Annotated in this window: 17 protein-coding genes and 1 tRNA gene; 9 read left to right on the top strand and 9 right to left on the bottom strand. The window is 66.4% G+C overall.

The genetic code is table 11. The annotated features are described in order from the left end of the window. The 6 genes from adeC (at position 1) to BM193_RS03090 (ending at position 5,741) form a co-directional block, all read left to right on the top strand. Entirely contained in the window at positions 1 to 1,449 is a 1,449-nt protein-coding gene (gene adeC, locus BM193_RS03115; RefSeq protein ID WP_092795290.1) for an AdeC/AdeK/OprM family multidrug efflux complex outer membrane factor, read from the top strand. A 63-nt stretch (positions 1,450 to 1,512) separates the two neighbouring features. Then, positions 1,513 to 2,127 carry a TetR/AcrR family transcriptional regulator gene (locus BM193_RS03110; RefSeq protein WP_092795288.1) on the top strand — a complete coding sequence of 205 codons (615 nt, stop codon included), beginning with the start codon at positions 1,513 to 1,515 and terminating at the stop codon, positions 2,125 to 2,127. 101 nt (positions 2,128 to 2,228) lie between these two features. Then, positions 2,229 to 2,305 (top strand) — tRNA-Pro (locus tag BM193_RS03105). A 310-nt stretch (positions 2,306 to 2,615) separates the two neighbouring features. Further along, entirely contained in the window at positions 2,616 to 3,128 is a 513-nt protein-coding gene (locus BM193_RS03100) for a penicillin-insensitive murein endopeptidase (protein WP_175533133.1), read from the top strand. Beyond that, positions 3,125 to 3,505 (top strand): hypothetical protein, encoded by a 381-nt coding sequence (locus BM193_RS03095; RefSeq protein WP_092795284.1) that lies wholly within the window; start codon positions 3,125 to 3,127, stop codon positions 3,503 to 3,505. The genes BM193_RS03100 and BM193_RS03095 overlap by 4 nt, the downstream gene beginning before the upstream one ends. Before the next feature lie 226 nt (positions 3,506 to 3,731). After that, entirely contained in the window at positions 3,732 to 5,741 is a 2,010-nt protein-coding gene (locus BM193_RS03090) for a S9 family peptidase (protein ID WP_092795283.1), read from the top strand. A gap of 96 nt (positions 5,742 to 5,837) precedes the next feature. Here BM193_RS03090 and BM193_RS03085 read toward each other — a convergent pair whose 3' ends face one another. The 9 genes from BM193_RS03085 to BM193_RS03045 form a co-directional block, all read right to left on the bottom strand. Further along, positions 5,838 to 6,578, bottom strand: a complete 741-nt coding sequence (locus BM193_RS03085; protein WP_092795281.1) for a glycosyltransferase family 2 protein — start codon at positions 6,576 to 6,578, stop codon at positions 5,838 to 5,840. Next, positions 6,575 to 7,216, bottom strand: coding sequence for a class I SAM-dependent methyltransferase (locus BM193_RS03080; protein ID WP_092795279.1), 642 nt, complete (start codon positions 7,214 to 7,216; stop codon positions 6,575 to 6,577). Before BM193_RS03080 ends, BM193_RS03085 begins: the two co-directional genes overlap by 4 nt. After that, entirely contained in the window at positions 7,213 to 7,983 is a 771-nt protein-coding gene (locus BM193_RS03075; protein WP_092795277.1) for a PIG-L deacetylase family protein, read from the bottom strand. The genes BM193_RS03080 and BM193_RS03075 overlap by 4 nt, the downstream gene beginning before the upstream one ends. Before the next feature lies 1 nt (position 7,984). Continuing rightward, positions 7,985 to 9,013 (bottom strand): acyl-CoA dehydrogenase family protein, encoded by a 1,029-nt coding sequence (locus BM193_RS03070; protein ID WP_092795275.1) that lies wholly within the window; start codon positions 9,011 to 9,013, stop codon positions 7,985 to 7,987. 287 nt (positions 9,014 to 9,300) lie between these two features. Beyond that, positions 9,301 to 9,921, bottom strand: a complete 621-nt coding sequence (locus BM193_RS03065; RefSeq protein WP_139176003.1) for a hypothetical protein — start codon at positions 9,919 to 9,921, stop codon at positions 9,301 to 9,303. 159 nt (positions 9,922 to 10,080) lie between these two features. Continuing rightward, the gene (locus tag BM193_RS03060) at positions 10,081 to 12,165 is read right to left on the bottom strand and encodes a methyl-accepting chemotaxis protein (protein WP_092795270.1); all 2,085 of its coding nucleotides are present in this window, start codon (positions 12,163 to 12,165) and stop codon (positions 10,081 to 10,083) included. Positions 12,166 to 12,197: 32 nt separating this feature from the next. After that, on the bottom strand, positions 12,198 to 12,992 hold the full coding sequence (locus BM193_RS03055; protein WP_092795269.1) for a TorF family putative porin: 795 nt from the start codon (positions 12,990 to 12,992) through the stop codon (positions 12,198 to 12,200). A 274-nt stretch (positions 12,993 to 13,266) separates the two neighbouring features. Next, on the bottom strand, positions 13,267 to 13,680 hold the full coding sequence (locus tag BM193_RS03050) for a hypothetical protein (protein ID WP_092795267.1): 414 nt from the start codon (positions 13,678 to 13,680) through the stop codon (positions 13,267 to 13,269). A gap of 81 nt (positions 13,681 to 13,761) precedes the next feature. Further along, entirely contained in the window at positions 13,762 to 14,463 is a 702-nt protein-coding gene (locus BM193_RS03045) for a FadR/GntR family transcriptional regulator (RefSeq protein WP_092795265.1), read from the bottom strand. A 151-nt stretch (positions 14,464 to 14,614) separates the two neighbouring features. Between BM193_RS03045 and BM193_RS03040 the strand changes: the two genes are divergently transcribed. Genes BM193_RS03040 through BM193_RS03030 form a run of 3 tightly spaced genes read left to right on the top strand, consistent with a single transcriptional unit; the run spans position 14,615 to position 17,615 of the window. Then, positions 14,615 to 15,460: a (Fe-S)-binding protein gene (locus BM193_RS03040; protein ID WP_092795263.1), complete on the top strand. Its 846-nt coding sequence runs from the start codon at positions 14,615 to 14,617 to the stop codon at positions 15,458 to 15,460. Then, positions 15,457 to 16,173 carry a LutC/YkgG family protein gene (locus BM193_RS03035; protein WP_092795261.1) on the top strand — a complete coding sequence of 239 codons (717 nt, stop codon included), beginning with the start codon at positions 15,457 to 15,459 and terminating at the stop codon, positions 16,171 to 16,173. Before BM193_RS03040 ends, BM193_RS03035 begins: the two co-directional genes overlap by 4 nt. Beyond that, a complete protein-coding gene (locus BM193_RS03030; protein WP_092795259.1) occupies positions 16,170 to 17,615 on the top strand; it encodes a LutB/LldF family L-lactate oxidation iron-sulfur protein in 1,446 nt (481 codons plus the stop codon). Before BM193_RS03035 ends, BM193_RS03030 begins: the two co-directional genes overlap by 4 nt. The last annotated feature ends 58 nt before the right edge of the window (positions 17,616 to 17,673 follow it).

Raw genomic sequence — 17,673 nt, 5'->3', positions numbered from 1 at the left:
ATGAAAAAATCGCTACTCTCCATGGCGGCACTGGCCTTGTTGGCCGGTTGCAGCCTGGCTCCCACGTACGAGCGTCCGGCAGCGCCGGCGCCCACGGCGTGGCCGACGGGCCCGTCCTACAAGGCCGACACGGCCGCCGCCGACGCCAAGCCGGTGTCGGACATCGCCTGGCGCGAGTTCTTTGCCGATGCGCGCCTGCGCCAGGTACTGGAACTGGCGCTGGCCAACAACCGCGACTTGCGCGTCTCGATCCTCAACATCGAGAAGGCGCGCGCCACGTACGGCATCGAACGCGCCGCCCTGATCCCGACCCTGTCGGCCTCGGGCGGCCAGACGGCCACGCGCATTCCGAAGAACGCCAGCGCCACCGGCGAAGCGTCCATCAACCGCCAGTACACGGCGAACCTGGGCGTGTCGGCGTACGAGCTGGACTTTTTCGGCCGCGTGCGCAGCCTGTCCGACAGCGCGCTGGAGCAATACCTGGGCACGGAAGAAGCACGCCGCGCACAGCAGATCAGCCTGGTGGCCGAAGTGGCCAGCACCTATCTGAACCTGGTGGCCGACCAGCAGCGCCTGCGCGTGGCGCAGGACACCCTGAAGAGCCAGCAGTCGTCGTATGACCTGGCCGTGCGCCGCTTCAGTGCCGGCGCCACGTCGGGCCTGGACAAGTACGATGCGCAGACCAGCGTCGAGTCGGCCCGTTCCGACGTGGCCGTCTACACCAGCCAGGTGGCGCTGGACCAGAACGCGCTGGTGCTGCTGGTGGGCGGCCCCGTGCCGGCCGAGCTGCTGCCGCAAGCCGAGTTCGGTAGCGTGACGGCGCTGGCGGACATTCCGGCCGGCGTGCCGTCGGACGTGCTGCAACGCCGTCCCGACGTGCTGGCGGCCGAGCGCACCCTGCGCGCGGCGAATGCGAATATCGGCGCGGCGCGCGCGGCTTTCTTCCCGCGCATCTCGCTGACGGCCACGGCCGGTTCGCTGAGCGACAACCTGTCGGGCCTGTTCAAGGCGGGCAGCGGCACGTGGAGCTTCATTCCGCAGATCAGCTTGCCGATCTTCGATGGCGGCGTGAACCGCGCCAACCTCGATATCGCCAAGGTGCAGCGTGAAATCTCCGTGGCGCAATACGAAAAGGCGATCCAGGTCGCCTTCCGTGAAGTGTCCGATGCGCTGGCCCAGCGCGGCACCATCGACGAGCGCCTGCAGTCGCAGGAATCGCTGGTCGAGGCGTCGACGAAGAGCTACACCATCCACGACGCGCGCTACAAGCAGGGCGCCGAGTCTTACCTGAACGCCCTGGTGGCCCAGCGCGCGCTGTACACGGCGCAGCAAAGCCTGATCACGGCGCGCCTGGCCAAATCGACCAACCTGGTCACCTTGTACAAGGTGCTGGGCGGCGGTTGGCAGCCTGAGCAGACAGCCGTCGCGGCGGCTGGCGGCGTCCAATAATCACGGGGACGCCGACGCCGGCCTTGCCCGCGAGGGCGGGGCCGGCGCGCTACTGGAAAAGTCATGAACCAAGTTGAAAAGAAGCATCCGGATCCCGAACGCGCCAACACGCGGCGCAAGCAGGTCCTCGATGCGGCCGAAAGCTGCTTCAGCCGCCGCGGCTTCCACGGCGCCAGCATGGCCGAGATCTCGAAGGCGGCCGGCATGAGCGCGGGCCACATCTATAATTATTTTGACAGCAAGGATGCGATCATCGCCGCCTTCGTCATGCAGAACATGGAGCGGGTCACCAACCTGATGCAGGATCTGGCGCAACGCGAAGACCCGCTGCAGGCCGTGATCGACAATGCTGGCGAGCACGTGCTGGAAAGCCTGGACCCGAAAACCTGGGTGATGCCGCTGGAGATCTTCGCCGAAGCGTCGCGCAATCCGGCCATCGCCGAAATGCTGCACTGCGCGGACGTGCGTTCGCGTTCCCTGTTCCTGTCGATTATCAAGGAAGCGCGCATCAAGCGCGGCCTGCCGGCCGACGAGGCCATGCTGGAAGGGCGGCTGAATGCCCTGATCGCCATGTACCAGGGCTTGCCCGTGCGCCTGGTGCACAATCCCGACATGAAGGTCGAACCCTTGATCGCCGGTTTTCGCACCGTCCTGACGGCGCTGTTGCTGAACGACTAAGCCGCTGGTATCCGGGAGAAAAAAAACTTTGCGCAGTTCGACAGAATCACGCGGAAAGCATGGCAAAAACCTAAAAGCGTCTGCTATAATTCCCACCTCGTCGGGGCGTAGCGCAGCCTGGTAGCGTACATGCATGGGGTGCATGGGGTCGGAAGTTCGAATCTTCTCGCCCCGACCATTAGATTCAAGGACTTAGGCCACTCTTCGGAGTGGCCTTTTTCTTTTCTGCGGGCCATTTCCTGCAGGCCGGCGATATTCCGGCACTGGAATAAGTGCAATGTTTATCTTATCGCGCCGCAGACGCCCTGCAGGACTGCCTCTGCGCGCTGTCATCGATGCAAAATTGATGTATGCCAAGTCATTGGACTGGCAAGCCGGCAACAATCACATGTCTGGTCACAGCTTGTTGTGTGCATGTCCTAGGTCAGCGTCGTTATTCAAAATATCCTCGGCGTGTCAATGCGTATCGTCGTTTGATGGAGAGCATCATGCTGGAGCTTCAAGCGAAAGATACGCGCGGTTACTTTATGTTGCCCCAGGCGCCTGAGGGGGCGGGCTATTACGTTTATGGAAATGTGGGCGGCAGGCTCAATACCGGCCACCTGGCCCAGTATGCCCATCCCAACCTGATGACGCTTATTTTGTGCATTGAACGCGAGTGGCAAGCTATTGACGAACGCAAGTTTGGCATCGGTAATATCAGTGTCGCTGGCGGCGCAGAATATGATGGCCATGCCACGCACCAGAAGGGGCTTGAAATGGATATTCGGCCGGTTCGGAAGGACAAGCTGACAGGGCAGGAGGCGCGGTTGACGCGTTTTGATCCTGCTTATGATCGTGAAGCAACAACCCGCTTGATCCGGCTATTCGCGCGGCACATGATGGTTCGCGTCATTTACTTTAATGACACGGACGTGCAGAAGGTGATCGGGGGCGGAAGAGTTCGGTCGGCGATGCGGCATGACGATCACTTTCACGTCGCGATCAGGAGGTATGCGTGAGCTTGCGCAGAATCGGCATTCTTGGCGCATGCGCCTTGATGTCGTTGGCACAGTCTGCCGAGAGACGCGTGGAAACGGCTGAAGCCAAGGCCCTCAGTGGCCGTTATCAGATGTATGGCGGCAGCCTTGCCGAGATGCTGCCACCGACACCGGACGACCGCCATGTTGCATTCCGGTTCAAGGGGCAGGCTGCCCGGGATTTGTTCAATGGTATCGGGCCTGACATGCGGCGCGAACATGCCTGCAGCGGCGACCCCGACGACCGCGAGCGGCGCAGAGGGCATCTTCTGTGTGTCTACAGCAAGGAAAGCGGCTACACGTGCCTGCTTGGGCTTGACCTGCGTACAGGCAGGAGCGAGGCTGGCGGCATTTGCTAGTCGTGCTCGCATTGAGCGACTTGACTGGCTTGCCAGCCGCAGGCCGGACATCGCTGCAAGCTGCGGCAGCATGGCTGCTCCGCAAGCTAGCCCCCATTTTCGCCATTCCATCCCCCGATTTCCGTCCCCTGTCGCGTAGTCAACCTGGCAATACTATTTTGGCCTATGATTTGCTGGCACATGCACGTGTGATGTTTTTCCTTCATTCATCAACCATGAGGTGTCCATGATTCGCTATGCCCTGCCTGTCCTGTTGTTCGCTGCCGCACTGCCGGCCCATGCCCAAGCCCCCGCCAATGACACGCCGCTGATCGAGCGGGCGAAGATTTTCGGCAATCCCAGCAAGTCCGGCGGGCGCATCAGCCCCGATGGCAAGTGGCTGTCCTGGATCGCGCCGCGCGATGGCGTGCTCAATGTGTGGGTGGCGCCGGCCAGCGACCTGGCGCAGGCGCGCCCGCTGACGGAAGAGAAAGTACGCCCCATTCGCAGCAGCTTCTGGTCGCCCGATTCGACGACCCTGCTGTTCATCCAGGACAAGGGTGGCGACGAGAATTTCCTGCTGTACGGCGTGAACGTGGCCACCGGCAAGCAAATCAATTACACGCCGTTCGAGAAGACGCGCGTGCGCATCGTCCAGATCAGCAGCAAGATCAAGGACCGCATCCTGGTGGGCATCAACAACCGCGATGCGCGCTGGCATGACGTGTACAGCCTGGACCTGGCCAGCGGCAAGCTGACCCTGGTGCAGCAGAACGACGGCTATGGCGGCTACCTGGCCGACGAGCAGCTCAAGCTGCGCATCGCCAGCAAGGCGCGCGCCGATGGCGGCATGCAGTACTTCCGCATGACGGACGGCAAGGTCGAGAACGCGCCGCTGGCCGAAGTGGGCCTGGAAGACTCGCAGACCACGGCGCCGCTGGCGTTTACGGTCGATGGCAAGACCTTGTACTGGACCGATTCGCGCGGCCGCAATACGTCGGCGCTGCTGGCGCAGGACGTGGCCAGCGGCAAGACGACGGTGGTGGCGCAAGACCCGCGCGCCGACATTTCGGACGCGCTGTACGATACGCGCACGGGCCGGGTGCAGGCCTATTCCGTCGATTACCTGCAGCAGGAATACCTGCCGCTGACGGATGACCTGAAGGCCGACCTGGCCTTCCTGAAAAAGCATACCAAAGGACAGTTCAACGTGACGTCGCGCACGGAAGCCGACGACAAGTGGCTGGTGGGCGTCGATGCCGTGACGGCGCCCGCATCGAGCTGGTTGTATGACCGCAAGAGCAAGAAGCTGACGCAGCTGTACGTCACGCGTCCGGAACTGGAAGGCGCGCCGCTGGTGCCCATGTATCCGCAGGAAATCAAGGCCCGCGACGGCCTGACCCTCGTGTCCTACCTGACCTTGCCGCAGGCATCGAAGGCTGGCGCCGGCGGCAAGGCCACGCAGGCGGTGCCGATGGTGCTGCTGGTGCACGGCGGCCCGTGGGCGCGCGATACCTACGGCTACAACGGCTACCATCAATGGCTGGCCAACCGCGGCTACGCCGTGCTGTCGGTGAATTACCGTGGCTCGACGGGTTTCGGCAAGCAGTTCATCTCCGCCGGCGACCTGCAATGGGGCCGCAAGATGCATGACGACCTGCTCGACGCGGTGCAATGGGCCGTGAAGAGCGGCGTGACGACGGCCGACAAGGTGGCCATCATGGGCGGCTCGTACGGCGGCTACGCCACCCTGGCCGGCATGGCCTTCACGCCCACCACGTTCGCCTGCGGCGTCGATATCGTCGGCCCGTCGAACCTGTTTACCCTGCTGCAAACCATTCCGCCGTACTGGGAGGCGGGCAAGCAGCAGTTCTACAAGCGCATGGGCGATCCGACCACGGAAGAGGGCCGCGCGCTGCTCAAGGAGCGCTCGCCGCTGAATTTCGCGCAGAATATCCAGCGCCCGCTGCTGATCGGCCAGGGCGCGAATGACCCGCGCGTCAACGTGGCCGAGTCGGACCAGATCGTCGCGGCCATGGCGGCGAAGAATATCCCCGTCACCTATGTGCTGTTCCCTGACGAAGGGCACGGTTTTGCGCGCCCCGTCAACAACATCGCCTTCAACGCGGTGACGGAAAACTTCCTCGGCAAATGCCTCGACGGCCGCGCCGAGCCGATCGGCGCCACGCTGAAGGCGTCCACCGCGCAGGTCAAGCACGGCGCCGAGTTCGCGCCGGGGCTGAAGGAAGCGCTGTAACGCGCGCTGGTCCAGCGGCAAAGGCGGCGCAGGAGGCGCGGCGGCAAGCGCTGGAGCAAGAGGCCCGGCGCGCGGAGCAGGCAAGCGCATGATCGCCTACCCTGGATGCTCTGGCGACAGGGCGAAATTGCACGTTGCCACTTGCCCTGCCATGGCCTCGACCACCTGCAGCAAAGTATCGCCGAAACCGCCCCGGGCCTTCGCCTGGCGGCGCGCGCTGGTGGCCACGCGCGGCGCGGCGCTCCAGGCGATGTGCGCGCCGCTGGCCTGCAGGGCAGCCACCAGCGCCACGTCTTCGCTGCAGGCCAGCGGGGCGAAGCCGCCGGCGCGCAGGTAGGCGCTGGCGCGCACGCCGAAGTTGGCGCCGTGGATGTGGCGGTGGCCGTCGGCGTCCGTGTAGGTGTCGGCGAAGTGCTGGCGCAGCGCATCGGCATTGAGACCGTGCGGCGACCAGTCGTCGACGGCCACCGTGCCGCAGACGGCATCGGCGTCCAGCGCCAGCTGGGTGCTCAGCCAGGCCGGCGAGACGCGCGTGTCGGCATCGGTAAAGGCCAGCCAGCGCGCGCCGCGCCGCAGCAGCACTTCCGCCCCGGCCGCGCGGGCAAAGCCCACGTTGCGGGCCTCGACGGCGATGCAATCGAGGTGCCAGCGCGGGTCGGCATGCATGGCGTGCGCCAGCACGATGCGCCGCGAATCGTCGCTGCAGGCGTCGAGCACGATGACGATGCTGACCGTTTCACCGTGCAGCCGGGGGCAGGTGGCGGCGGCGCACAGCGCCTCCAGGCAGGCGCCGAGGCAGGCTTCTTCGTCATGCACGGGGACCACGATGCCGATCATGCGAAGCCCTCGCGCTGCGCCACCGAGCGCGCATCATTCGACCAGATCCCCAGCAGAAAATCGGTTTCTTCATGGCGCAGCACGCGGTACAGGCCGGGGGCATCGTGGAAGGCCGCATGCACGCGCACGGTCGAGACGATGCGTTGTGCGAATGGCGCGCGCCAGTGGCACAGCACGAGGCTGCCGCCTGGCGCCAGGCTGGCGACGCTGTGTTCGACCACGCGCGCCAGTTCTTCCGGCGTCAGGTAATAGGCAATCTCGCTGAGGACGATCAGGTCGAATTTATCGGCGCCCGGCAGGATGCGCGGCCAGTCCTGCGGCAGCTTGTGCCGCGCCAGGCTGACATGCGCATCTTGTCCCGCATCCAGCAGGCGCTGTCGCGTCAGGCGCAGCGCTTCGGCCGACAGGTCGGCCGCCTGCACGCGGTCGCAGCGGCGCGCCAGTTCCAGCGTCAGCTCGCCATTGCCGCAACCCGGTTCATACGCGTGGCGGTAGCGCCGCTGCGGCAGGCTGGCCAGCAGCAAGGCGCGCTTGCGTTCCTCGTACCAGCGCTGGCGCACCCGCCACGGGTCGGCGTCCTGGCGGTACAGATTCTCGAAATACGCGCCGCGCTGATCATCCGGTTTGGCGGAGTTCATAGAAAATACACCTCCCAGGCATGCAGCAGCCGTTGCAAGGCGTCGCCGGCGACGATGGGCGGCTGGCCCGTCGACGGGTCGCCCTGCATCTGGCTGGCGAAGCAGCGCAGGGCGTCGCGCTTGCGCTGCAATTGGGCTGCCGACAAGCACAGGCGGCGCGCGCGGTGCCAGGGCAGGCGCGTGTCGCCGGGCGTGGCCCAGTGCCAGCCCCAGACGGGCATTTCCACCAGGGTGGCGCCGCTGGCCGAACACGCCGAAGCGCAGGCCCAGCCGCATGCTTCATGGTCCGGATGGCCGTCCAGGCGCCAGGTGGTAAACACCCGGTCGCCGGGCCGCAGCTGCGCGGCCAGGGCGGCGCTCAGCTCCGGCGTCATGCCAGCCACGCCGCCATCGGGCAGGTGCAGGCGCAGCCAGTCGGGCGGGGCCAGGCCCAGGGCGTGCAGCGCCTGCGCGGATTCCTGCGGCCGTACCTGGCGCAGGCGCTCGGGCGGCCAGAGCGGCGAACCCGGATGGCTGGCGTCGCCATCGGTGGCGGCCACCAGCAGCAGCGCGCTGCCTTGCGCCGCCAGCAGTTGCAGCAAGCCGCCGCAGGCGAGGATTTCATCGTCGGGATGGGGCGCGACGATGACGGCGCGCGCGCCCGGCGGCACCAGCTCGGCCGCGTCGATGACGGGCAGCTCGCTCAGTCCGGGCCAGGATTGCCACACGTGGTCCGGCGTGCCGCCGCCTTCGATGCGGCGCGCATGCGTGTCGAGATGGGCGAACATGTCAGAGTCCCCAAGGATGGTCTTCGGCGCCGGCGACGATGCCGCCCAGCACGGCCTGGTCGCGCTCCGCGTGGCTCTGGCGCAGGAACACGGGCAGGTCGGCGGCCAGGCGCGCAAAGCGCGCATCGCGGCACAGGGGGCCGGCGCCCAGCGCGCGCGTGGCCAGGTGCAGCACCAGGGTAGCGGCGTCTTCCACTGCCAGGCGCAGGCGCAGCGCCAGTGCCATGGCGTCGCGCTGCGGGTGCTGGTCCAGCTCCGCCGCGCCTTCGCGCAGCAGGGCGCCGGCCGCGCGCAGGGCGCAGTCGATCTGGCCCAATTGCGCCAGGCGGATGGGATCGGGCGCGGCGTGCTGCGCGCGCGCGTGAAGATGGCTGGCGATGGCGCAGGCGGCGCCATACCAGGCGGCGGCGATGCCGGCCCCGCCGTGCCAGAAGCCCGGACGTTCCAGGTAGGCGCCCGGCGCGCCCACGGGGAAGGCGCGCGCGCCGGAAAACGTCACGTCGACGCTGGCGCAGGCCTGCATGCCGACCGCGTGCCAGCCTTCGTCCGTGACATGCACGCCCGCTTGCGCCAGCGCGACGGAAGCGAGGCAGGCCTGGCCATCGTCGTTCCAGCAGCTGACCAATGCATGGCTCAATCCGCTCGCGCCGGAACACCAGGCCTTGCGCCCGTCGAGCACGTAGCGGCCGTCCGCCGTCTGCTGCAGCCTGACGCGCGCGCCCGGCATTTCCGCGCACCAGACACCCCAGCTGCTGCCGGCTGGCGCGCCGGGGCCGTCGATTTCCGCCAGGATGGCCAGCGCATCGGTATGGCCTTCATACAGCTTGAGCAGGGAAAGGTCGATGGCGGCGACGGCGGCCAGCATGCGCCAGCGCTCCAGGGTGGCGCCATGGCCGGGCAGCGGCAGCTGGTCCAGTCCCGCGTCGCGCAGGCGGCGCAAGCCTTCGATGGGGGAGAAATCGCTGTCCTGTGGCCGCAGCAAGGCGGTCAGCGCAGCGGGGGACGGCAGGGGAAAGGCGGTGGGTGACATGGCAAGCTCCTGTTTTTCAAGAGCTTAGCTTTCTATTTTTACAATGTATGTTCGATCCTGCACATTCGCGCGCTAACGGACACAAGTGCATGAAAGCGGGAAGCGGGTGGCGGCCGGGGTGCGGCCAGGCCGGGAGCCCCGCAGCCGGCCTGGCGCTTCTTGTTTGGCTCTGTCATCGGTAGATAGGGGGGGGGAGAAAATCCTCCCCTGGCTGTGCTGCCCGACTCCGCATACTCGCCAGGCGGCAGCAGATCAGGCGGCCAGCCGGCTGGAAACGGCGACATGGCCTATTTTTTTACATACAGCATGTCGGGCACGTAGGCGCCGCCGTCCTTGACGACGGTGTAAAGGTTGTTATCGCGCAAGAAGACACCGCCGGCGATGGTTTGCGCTGGCCGCATGCCCTCGTCGATGAGGCAGGTCGAACCGCCTTCATAGTCGATGCACCATTGCTGCTGGCCTTCTTTCTTGACGTATTGCACGCCGGGGCCCGTGACGCTGAAGCTGTAGGCGGGAATGGACAGAGTGAGCTTGTCGATGCGCACGCTGGTGGCGGCGCCATTGATCGTCAGTTTGATCTGGATATCGGCCGTGCCATCCGGTGCCGCGCTGATCTTCGCGCTCATGGTTTCCGTGCCCAGCAAGGCGCCGCTGCAGTCCGCCTTGAAATAAGTCTCGGTCGTTGGCGTGAATTCGAGCGCGCCGCTGCCATCGCCCTTGAGCGTCACGACCATGGTGTCGCGCTCATGGTCGTCACATGGGGCTTGCCAGGTGCCAACGTAGGCGGCCAGGGCCGGCGTGTTGCCCGATGCGCCCGCATTGGAACTGCCCGAATCGCCCCCGCCGCCCCCGCAGCCGGCCAGCAGTGCGCTACTTGATGCCAAGAAGATTGCTACTGTCTTTTTCATGCCCCATCCTTTGATTTCGGCAAGCGTGCGTGCCGTAGGCGCGGCAAACAGTATAGGAGAATGGATGGGGCGCAATTCTCACCGATTGTCTTTGCAAGTTGATTTAAATCAATATTTCTTGCCGTCGCAGCGATGCTCCCGATGACGCACGCTGCGCCCTTAAAACTCTTCCCAGTCATCACCGGCCGGCGCCTTGGCGGGTGCCCGTTCGGCAGGCGCCGGCTTGGCGGCGGCCAGGCGCTTGCCAGGCAGCGCCGCCTTGGCTGGCGCTGCTGTCGCCGTGACTTTCTTTACCGCTTGCGCCGGCGCGGCCGCGCGCACCTGCTCGCCCAGCTTGAACACGCTGACCACCTCGGCCAGGTGGCTGGCCTGGTCTTGCAGGCTTTCGGCGGCGGCCGCCGCTTCCTCGACGAGGGCCGCGTTTTGCTGCGTCACGCCATCCATCTGCGCCAGCGCCTGGTTGACTTGCGCGATGCCGTCGCTTTGCTCGGTGGTGGCGACGCTGATGTCGGCCATGATGGCGGTGACCTTGCGCACGCTGTCGACCACTTGTTCCATGGTGGCGCCCGCTTCATCGACGAGCTTGCTTCCCGCCGCCACCTTGCCGACGGAATCGTCGATCAGCAGCTTGATTTCCTTGGCGGCGGCGGCCGAGCGTTGTGCCAGGTTGCGCACTTCCGTGGCGACGACGGCGAAACCGCGGCCCTGTTCGCCCGCGCGCGCCGCTTCCACGGCCGCGTTCAGGGCCAGGATATTCGTCTGGAAGGCGATGCCATCGATGACGGAAATGATGTCGACGATCTTGTTCGACGAGTCATTGATCGAGGTCATGGTCTCGATGACCTTGCCCACCACTTCGCCGCTCTTTTGCGCCACATCCGAGGCGGACGCGGCCAGCTGATTGGCCTGGCGCGCATGGTCGGCGTTTTCCTTCACGGTGCCGGTCAGCTCTTCCACCGAGGCGGCCGTTTCTTCCAGCGAACTGGCTTGCTGTTCCGTGCGGGCCGACAGGTCGTTATTGCCTTGCGCAATTTCCGCGCTGGCGCGCGCCACGTTGTCGGCGCTGGCCTGCACCTGCAGCAGCACGGCGTGGATTTTTTCCACGAAGGCGTTGAAGCCCTTGCCGATGACGGCCAGCTCGTCGGTGCCCTTGACTTCCAGCTTGACGCGCAGGTCGGCGTCGCCGCTGGACAGGTCCGTCATGGTGCGGCCCAGGGTGCGCAGCGGACGCGTCAGCTGATTCACGACGAGGATCAGGATGCCGGCCGTGGCTGCCGCGCACAGCAGGGCGACGATCAACGTGTAGGTCATCAGCTCGCGCGCCGAGGCGGTGGCCACGCTTTTCGGGAAGTTCAGCTCCACGCTCCACGGCGCGATGTCGGGGTGAATCTGCAACGGCTGCAGCAAATGGATGTAGCCCTGGCCGTCTTCATACTCGTATGGCTGGCCCTGGCGCACTTTTTCCAGGCCGGCGGCCGGCACGTCGTCCGCTTTCTTGCCCAGGCGCTCAGGCATGGGATGGCTGGCGTACAGGCCGCCGTTCGAGATCAGCGCCAGCTTGCCGCCTTCGATGACTTTCAGGTCGGCCAGGATTTTCGCCAGGCGCGTGAGCATGAAGTCGGCGCTGGCCGTGCCCTTGAAGCTGCCGTCGATCATGATGGGCGCCACCAGCGAGGCCATCAGCACATTCTTGCCATCGACGGGGTAGATGTACGGTTCCGTGAAGTAGGTCTTGCCCGTGCGCTTGGGCACGTCGTACCAGTCGTTGGCGCCCGCTTTCGGGTCGAAGACGATGGGTTCGACCTGCAGCTTGCCGCCGGCGCCGCGCGTCCAGTAGGGCATGAAGCGGCCGCTGGCGTCGTAGTGCGGCTTCTGGTTGGCGAACTCCGCATCCTTGCCGTCAAGCGCGTTCGGCTCCCACGTCACGGCCGCGCCCAGCAAGTCTTCCGAGCTGGTCAGGGTAGCCTTGGTCAGTTCATTGATCTGCTCGCGCTGCATGGGCAAGTTCGCGCTCTTGGTGCCGCGCATGGCGCCGGCCAGGCTGGAGACGCTCGACAGGTTGCTGGCGATGCGCGCCTGCAGCGCGCCGGCCACTTCGCGCGCCGAGGTGCGGGCCAGTTCCAGGGCCGCCGCCTCGGCGCTGGCGCTGCTCTTGTAGCCGATCACGGCCGCCGTGACGCCCAGGCTGAGGACGGCCAGCGCGGTGGCGGCGACGCAGATTTTGCTGTTGAGTGAAAGTTGCATGATGCTGTTCCTTGGTAGGGAGATATATCGGTTCAGAACGTTTTGCTGACGGCCAGCACGACCGTGGTGGCGGCCGGGTTCGAGGCGTCGACCTGGCCCGCCGCATCCGGCACGCCCAGCGTGTAATGGTCATAGGCATCGGTGGCGCCCCAGGCGCGCGTGATGGCGCCGCTCGCGCTCCAGCCGCCGTCGAAGGCTTTGGTGACGCCCATCTTGGCGTCGCGCCAGTTCCACATCGCATTGCCGGCGCCGGCCACGCGGCCATCGCCGGCGTGCAGGTTCAAGGTCCAGGCATGGCCCAGGTCGACATTCGCGCCCACGTCCAGGTAGCCCGTGCCGCGCGCATGCGTGATGCCGAAAAAGTCCGGCGTGACGGTGCGGTTGTACTTGGCATACAGCATCTTGTAGCTGAGGCCCAGCGACAGTTCGCCATAGTCGTATTTGACGCCCGTGGCGCGGTAGACGGCGCCCGGATATTTGTAATAGTAGGCCAGCACGCTGTAGCCCAGGTCTCCCACGGTGCCGCCGTAGCCGCCGTACAGGTCCCATTCGACGGTGGCATCCTGGATGTAGCGGTCGCTGACGGTGGAGGCCCAGGTACCCAGCGACCAGCCGCTCGGGTGCGCGTAGTCGGCGCCCGCCTGCAGCGCGGGCTTGCCCCACGTCTGGCGGAAGCCGCGCGAAATGTATTGTGAAACGAGGCTGGCATTGGCGCTGACGCTGGCGCCGGCGGGCGCGCTGTCATCGGCGCACGCGGCAGGCGCTGCCAGCGCAAGCAGGGTGCTGCCCAGCAGGGCGGTAATCAGGGATTGCAGGGTCGGTCGCATGGCAGTCGGCTCCGTATTTGCTGGCAGCGGCTGTTGGCGCGCGCTGTCCTGGTGGTTGCAAAAAAATGCGGAAAAGACTAGGTCGGAGAAGGAAAGGTGATGCCATCCTGCGCGCCAGGCGGCCAGCAGACGGCCGCGCGGGCATGCACATATTCTCACCAAACGTAACTGAAAGGATAGGGGGTATGACTAGTGCAAGTCAATAATGTTGCGATACGGAAATCGTAAGTTGTTGTTTAGTGGCACTTTTTCATGCGCCTGTCACATGCGTTTGTTACATTCTGGGTCCGCCTCGGCTGGCTGCCTCTTGCAGGCTGGCCAGCAAGCCGGGCAGGGCCGCATGCAAGGCGGGCAGGTCGCTCGCCGCCAGTTCGGCCTGCGTTTCCACCTGGCCCGATGGCTGGCCCCAGACGACCTGGGCGCTGAGCCGGGCTCCGGTGTCGAGGCCCGTGACGCTGACCAGCAGCGCGACCTCTTCCGGAGCATCGTCGGGCACCTCCTCGAGCAGGCAGGAAATGCCGAAGTGGTAATCGTGGAAAGCGCTGGCCGTGCCGCTGGAAAAGGCGAACACGGAGGCGAGCGCGCGTGGCGCGGCGGCCGCGAGCGCGGGCAGGGCGGCGCGGAACAGGGGCAGCAAGTCGTTTTCCAGCTGGCGCACCAGCGGATGGGTATGGACGAGGACGGTCATGGCAGGACGAAAGGAGTGGCGGCGCGCGATGGTAGCAGTTTTCGCCGCCGCTGTGGCCGTCGACTGGTCCGACCAGTGGCCTCAGTCGTCATCGCCGGTGACGCGCGTGCGCACGAAATCGATGTGGCTTTGCATGGCCGTGCGCGCTTCCTCGGGCCGGCTGGCGCAGATGGCTTCGCACAGGGTGCGGTGCTGCGCCAGCAAGTGCAGCGAGGTTGTCTCATCCTGCTGGCGCAAGCCCGTGCCATTGATGGTGATGTGTTCGCGCAGCATGCCGATGATGCTCGTGTGCAGGTGCAGGAACATGGTGTTGTGCGACGCTTGCGCGATGCTTTCATGCAGCCGCGCATCGGCCTGCGCCTCGCCGTGCTTGTCGTCGCTGGCGCGCGCCTGCTCCAGCTCGGCCAGCAGCGCCATGATCTGCGCGCGCTCGTCGCCGCTGGCCCGCTGCGCCGCGAAATAAGCCGTCGCCCCTTCCAGCACGCGGCGAAATTCCAGGATGTCGTCGCGCAGGGCGGGGTGGTCGGCCACCAGCTGGCTCCACGGCGACGCCATGCCGGTGCGCAATTGATCCGTCACGAACACGCCGGCGCCGCGCCGGCTGCGCACGAGGCCCCGCGCCGCCAGCCGCTGCACCGCTTCGCGCACGGTATTGCGCGAGACCCCATATTGCTGCGCCAGCAGGCGTTCGGCCGGCAATTGCGCGCCCGCCGGCAAGCTGCCATCGAGCAGGGCTGTTTCCAGCCTGCGCATCACCGTCTCGACCCTGCCCCGCGTTTGCATGCCTGTCGCCATCGATGTCTTCCGCTGTTGTTTTAAAGTGGTCCGAGCAATTTGAAGTGGCTTGCGGAAGCTGGAATTATGCGTGAACCGGTCATTCTTAACAACACACAGCGGCGCCGCAGCAACACACGGAGCGCCGGGAGACACACTCATGCAGCCAGACCCGCAGCCAGACCCGCAGCCAGACCCGCGCCAGCCACGTCACGTGGCAAGCCGCGCACCACGCCACTACCCGCCCGCGCCGCTCCAGGTGTACCTGTTCGCCACCTGCCTGGTCGACCTGTTTGTGCCGCAGGCGGGGCTCGACGCGGTGCGCCTGCTGGAGCGCGAGGGCTTGCTGGTGCATTATCCGCGCGGCCAGAGCTGCTGCGGCCAGCCCGCCTACAGCAGCGGCAACCCGGAACAGGCACGCGCCGTGGCCCGCGCCCAGCTCGACTTGTTTGCGCAGCCGTGGCCCGTGATCGTGCCGTCCGGTTCCTGCGCCGGCATGATGCGCCACCACTGGCCGCAGCTGTTCCAGGACGATCCCGTGGCCGGTCCCAAGGCGGTCGAACTGGCCGGACGCGTGTATGAACTGAGCGAATTTCTCGTCTGCGTGCTGCAGCTCGACCTGGCCGGTCTGGCCCTGGCCAGCCCCGGGCAGGCCGATGAAAACGTGGTGCTGCATACCTCGTGCGGCGCGCGCCGCGAAATGGGCACGCGCACCCACGGGGTGGCCCTGGTCGACGCCTTGCCCGGCGTGACGCGCATCGAACACCAGCGCGAATCGGAATGCTGCGGTTTCGGCGGCACGTTTTCACTGAAGCACCCCGATATTTCCGGCGCCATGGTCAGCGACAAGATCGCCTCGGCCTGCGCCACGGGCTGCGACCGGCTCGTTTCGGCCGACTGCGGCTGCCTGCTCAATATCGGCCACGCCGCGCAGCACCAGGGCGCGCCGCTGCCCGTCGAACACCTGGCCAGCTTCCTGTGGCGCCGCACGGGAGGTGCGCCATGAGTACGGCATTGACTGCCCGCGAACGCATGCTGGGACGCCTGCGCGCCGCCGCTCCCGCCGCGCCCGAGGCGGTGGACATCATCGATACGGCCATCGACAAGCATTACGAGGCGCGCCGCGCCGCCGCGCCCTTGGCGCCGCACCACCGGATAGCGGCCATGCAGGCAGCCTTGCGCGCCGCGCACGCGCAGGTCGACTGCGTGAGCGCGGACGCCTGGCCCGCCCTGCTGGCGCAGCGCCTCGGTGAACACGGCGTGCGCCGGTTGCTGCTCGATACGGGCAGCGCCGAAGGGCGGGCCTTGCGCGCCGCCTTGCCGCAGGGCCTCGAAGCGCTGCCGTTCGAGCGTCCGCTGGCGCAATGGAAGGGCGAATTGTTCGATACCGTCGATGCGGGATTGACCGTCGCGCGTTCCGGCATCGCCGCCACGGGCACCCTGGTCATCGCGCCCGACGCGGCCACGCCGCGCACGGTGTCCCTGGCGCCGCCCCTGCATGTCTGCCTCGTGTATGCGAGCACCCTGCACGTGGACTTGCACGCGGCGGCGCGCGCCGAGCGCTGGATGGATGGCATGCCATCGAATCTGGTGCTGGTGTCGGGCCCCTCGAAAACGTCGGATATCCAGCAAACGCTGGCGTATGGCGCGCACGGCCCGCGCTGGCTGTGGGTGCTGATCATCGATGATTTGACCGCCCCGGAAGGAGGCCGGCCATGAACGCCAAGCCCCTGCAATTCGTCACGCCGGCCGATTTCCATGCGCGCGCCCGCGCCGCGCTGGACGACCCGAAACTGCGCCAGAGCTTTCGCGGCGCCATGGATTTTTTACAGGACAAGCGCAGCGCTCAGTTCCCCGACGGCGACGAGCTGGAACGCCTGCGCGACATCGGCGAAGCCGTGCGCCGGCACGCGCTGGCGCGCCTGCCCGATCTGCTGGTGCAGCTGGAAGACAGGCTGACGGCGGCCGGCGTGCAGGTGCACTGGGCCGAGGATGGCGCGCAGGCCAACGCCATCATCCACGCCATCGCGCAGCGCAATCAGGCGACGCGCTGCATCAAGGGCAAGTCGATGGCCAGCGAGGAAATCGAACTCAATCACTACCTGGAAGCGCGCGGCATGACGTGCCTGGAGTCGGACATGGGCGAATACATCGTCCAGCTGGCGGGCGAAAAGCCGTCGCACATCGTCATGCCGGCCATTCACAAGACCAAGGCCGACATCGCCGGCCTGTTCGCCGAGCACATTCCCGACGCGCCCTACACGGAAGACGTCGACAGCCTGATCCAGACGGGGCGGCGCGCCCTGCGCCAGGCCTTCGTCGAGGCGGACATCGGCCTGTCGGGCGTGAATTTCGCGGCGGCCGACACGGGCACCCTGTGGCTGGTGGAAAACGAGGGCAATGGCCGGCTGACGACCTCCGTGCCGGAGGTCCACATCGCCATCATGGGCATGGAAAAAGTGGTCGCCAAGCTGGAACATATCGTGCCGCTGGCGAGCCTGCTGACGCGCTCGGCGACGGGGCAGGCCACCACCACGTATTTCAACCTGATTTCCGGCCCGCGCCGCGCCGGCGAAAAGGACGGCCCGCGCGAGGTGCACCTGGTCCTGCTCGACAACGGCCGCAGCCAGGCCTACGCCGACGAGCAGCTGCGCGCCACCCTGCAATGCATCCGCTGCGGCGCCTGCATGAACCACTGCCCCGTCTACACGCGCATCGGTGGCCACGCCTACGGCACCACGTATCCGGGACCGATCGGCAAGATCATTTCGCCCCATCTGCTGGGGCTCGCTGCGACGGCCGACCTGGCCACGGCGTCGAGCCTGTGCGGCGCCTGCGGCGAAGTGTGCCCCGTGCGCATCCCGATTCCGCAATTGCTGGTGCGCCTGCGCACGGAGGCGAACCGCAATCCGAACGAGGAAGTCAGCCATCCGCTGCGCGGCCAGGGCGCCACATTCAGCCGCGGCGAAAGCCTGATCTGGCGCTTCTGGAGCGGCGCCTTCGCGCGTCCCGCCAGCTACCGTTTGTTCCGCTGGGCCGCCACACGCCTGCGGATGCTGACGCCGCGCGCGCAACTGGGCTGGACCCAGCACCGCAAGCCTTTAACACCGGCGCCGCGCAGCCTGGCCGACCTGCTCAACGCACGGGGGCAGGAAGAATAGCGACACCGCGCCATACCGCAAAAAACACGCTGCACACAATTACATCAAAAGCCGTTTT

Source organism: Janthinobacterium sp. 344 (genome assembly GCF_900112025.1).
GTDB lineage: Bacteria > Pseudomonadota > Gammaproteobacteria > Burkholderiales > Burkholderiaceae_D > Janthinobacterium.
Note: the sequence above shows the minus strand (reverse complement) of the source record. Positions and strands in the feature narration are given on the sequence as shown.

Excerpts from the sequence above, each read along its gene's own strand:
- adeC (WP_092795290.1), top strand. The coding sequence starts at position 1 with ATGAAAAAATCGCTACTCTCCATGGCGGCACTGGCCTTGTTGGCCGGT.
- BM193_RS03110 (WP_092795288.1), top strand. The coding sequence starts at position 1,513 with ATGAACCAAGTTGAAAAGAAGCATCCGGATCCCGAACGCGCCAACACG.
- BM193_RS03100 (WP_175533133.1), top strand. The coding sequence starts at position 2,616 with ATGCTGGAGCTTCAAGCGAAAGATACGCGCGGTTACTTTATGTTGCCC.
- BM193_RS03090 (WP_092795283.1), top strand. The coding sequence starts at position 3,732 with ATGATTCGCTATGCCCTGCCTGTCCTGTTGTTCGCTGCCGCACTGCCG.
- BM193_RS03085 (WP_092795281.1), bottom strand. The coding sequence starts at position 6,578 with ATGATCGGCATCGTGGTCCCCGTGCATGACGAAGAAGCCTGCCTCGGC.
- BM193_RS03080 (WP_092795279.1), bottom strand. The coding sequence starts at position 7,216 with ATGAACTCCGCCAAACCGGATGATCAGCGCGGCGCGTATTTCGAGAAT.
- BM193_RS03075 (WP_092795277.1), bottom strand. The coding sequence starts at position 7,983 with ATGTTCGCCCATCTCGACACGCATGCGCGCCGCATCGAAGGCGGCGGC.
- BM193_RS03070 (WP_092795275.1), bottom strand. The coding sequence starts at position 9,013 with ATGTCACCCACCGCCTTTCCCCTGCCGTCCCCCGCTGCGCTGACCGCC.
- BM193_RS03065 (WP_139176003.1), bottom strand. The coding sequence starts at position 9,921 with ATGAAAAAGACAGTAGCAATCTTCTTGGCATCAAGTAGCGCACTGCTG.
- BM193_RS03060 (WP_092795270.1), bottom strand. The coding sequence starts at position 12,165 with ATGCAACTTTCACTCAACAGCAAAATCTGCGTCGCCGCCACCGCGCTG.
- BM193_RS03055 (WP_092795269.1), bottom strand. The coding sequence starts at position 12,992 with ATGCGACCGACCCTGCAATCCCTGATTACCGCCCTGCTGGGCAGCACC.
- BM193_RS03050 (WP_092795267.1), bottom strand. The coding sequence starts at position 13,680 with ATGACCGTCCTCGTCCATACCCATCCGCTGGTGCGCCAGCTGGAAAAC.
- BM193_RS03045 (WP_092795265.1), bottom strand. The coding sequence starts at position 14,463 with ATGCAAACGCGGGGCAGGGTCGAGACGGTGATGCGCAGGCTGGAAACA.
- BM193_RS03040 (WP_092795263.1), top strand. The coding sequence starts at position 14,615 with ATGCAGCCAGACCCGCAGCCAGACCCGCAGCCAGACCCGCGCCAGCCA.
- BM193_RS03035 (WP_092795261.1), top strand. The coding sequence starts at position 15,457 with ATGAGTACGGCATTGACTGCCCGCGAACGCATGCTGGGACGCCTGCGC.
- BM193_RS03030 (WP_092795259.1), top strand. The coding sequence starts at position 16,170 with ATGAACGCCAAGCCCCTGCAATTCGTCACGCCGGCCGATTTCCATGCG.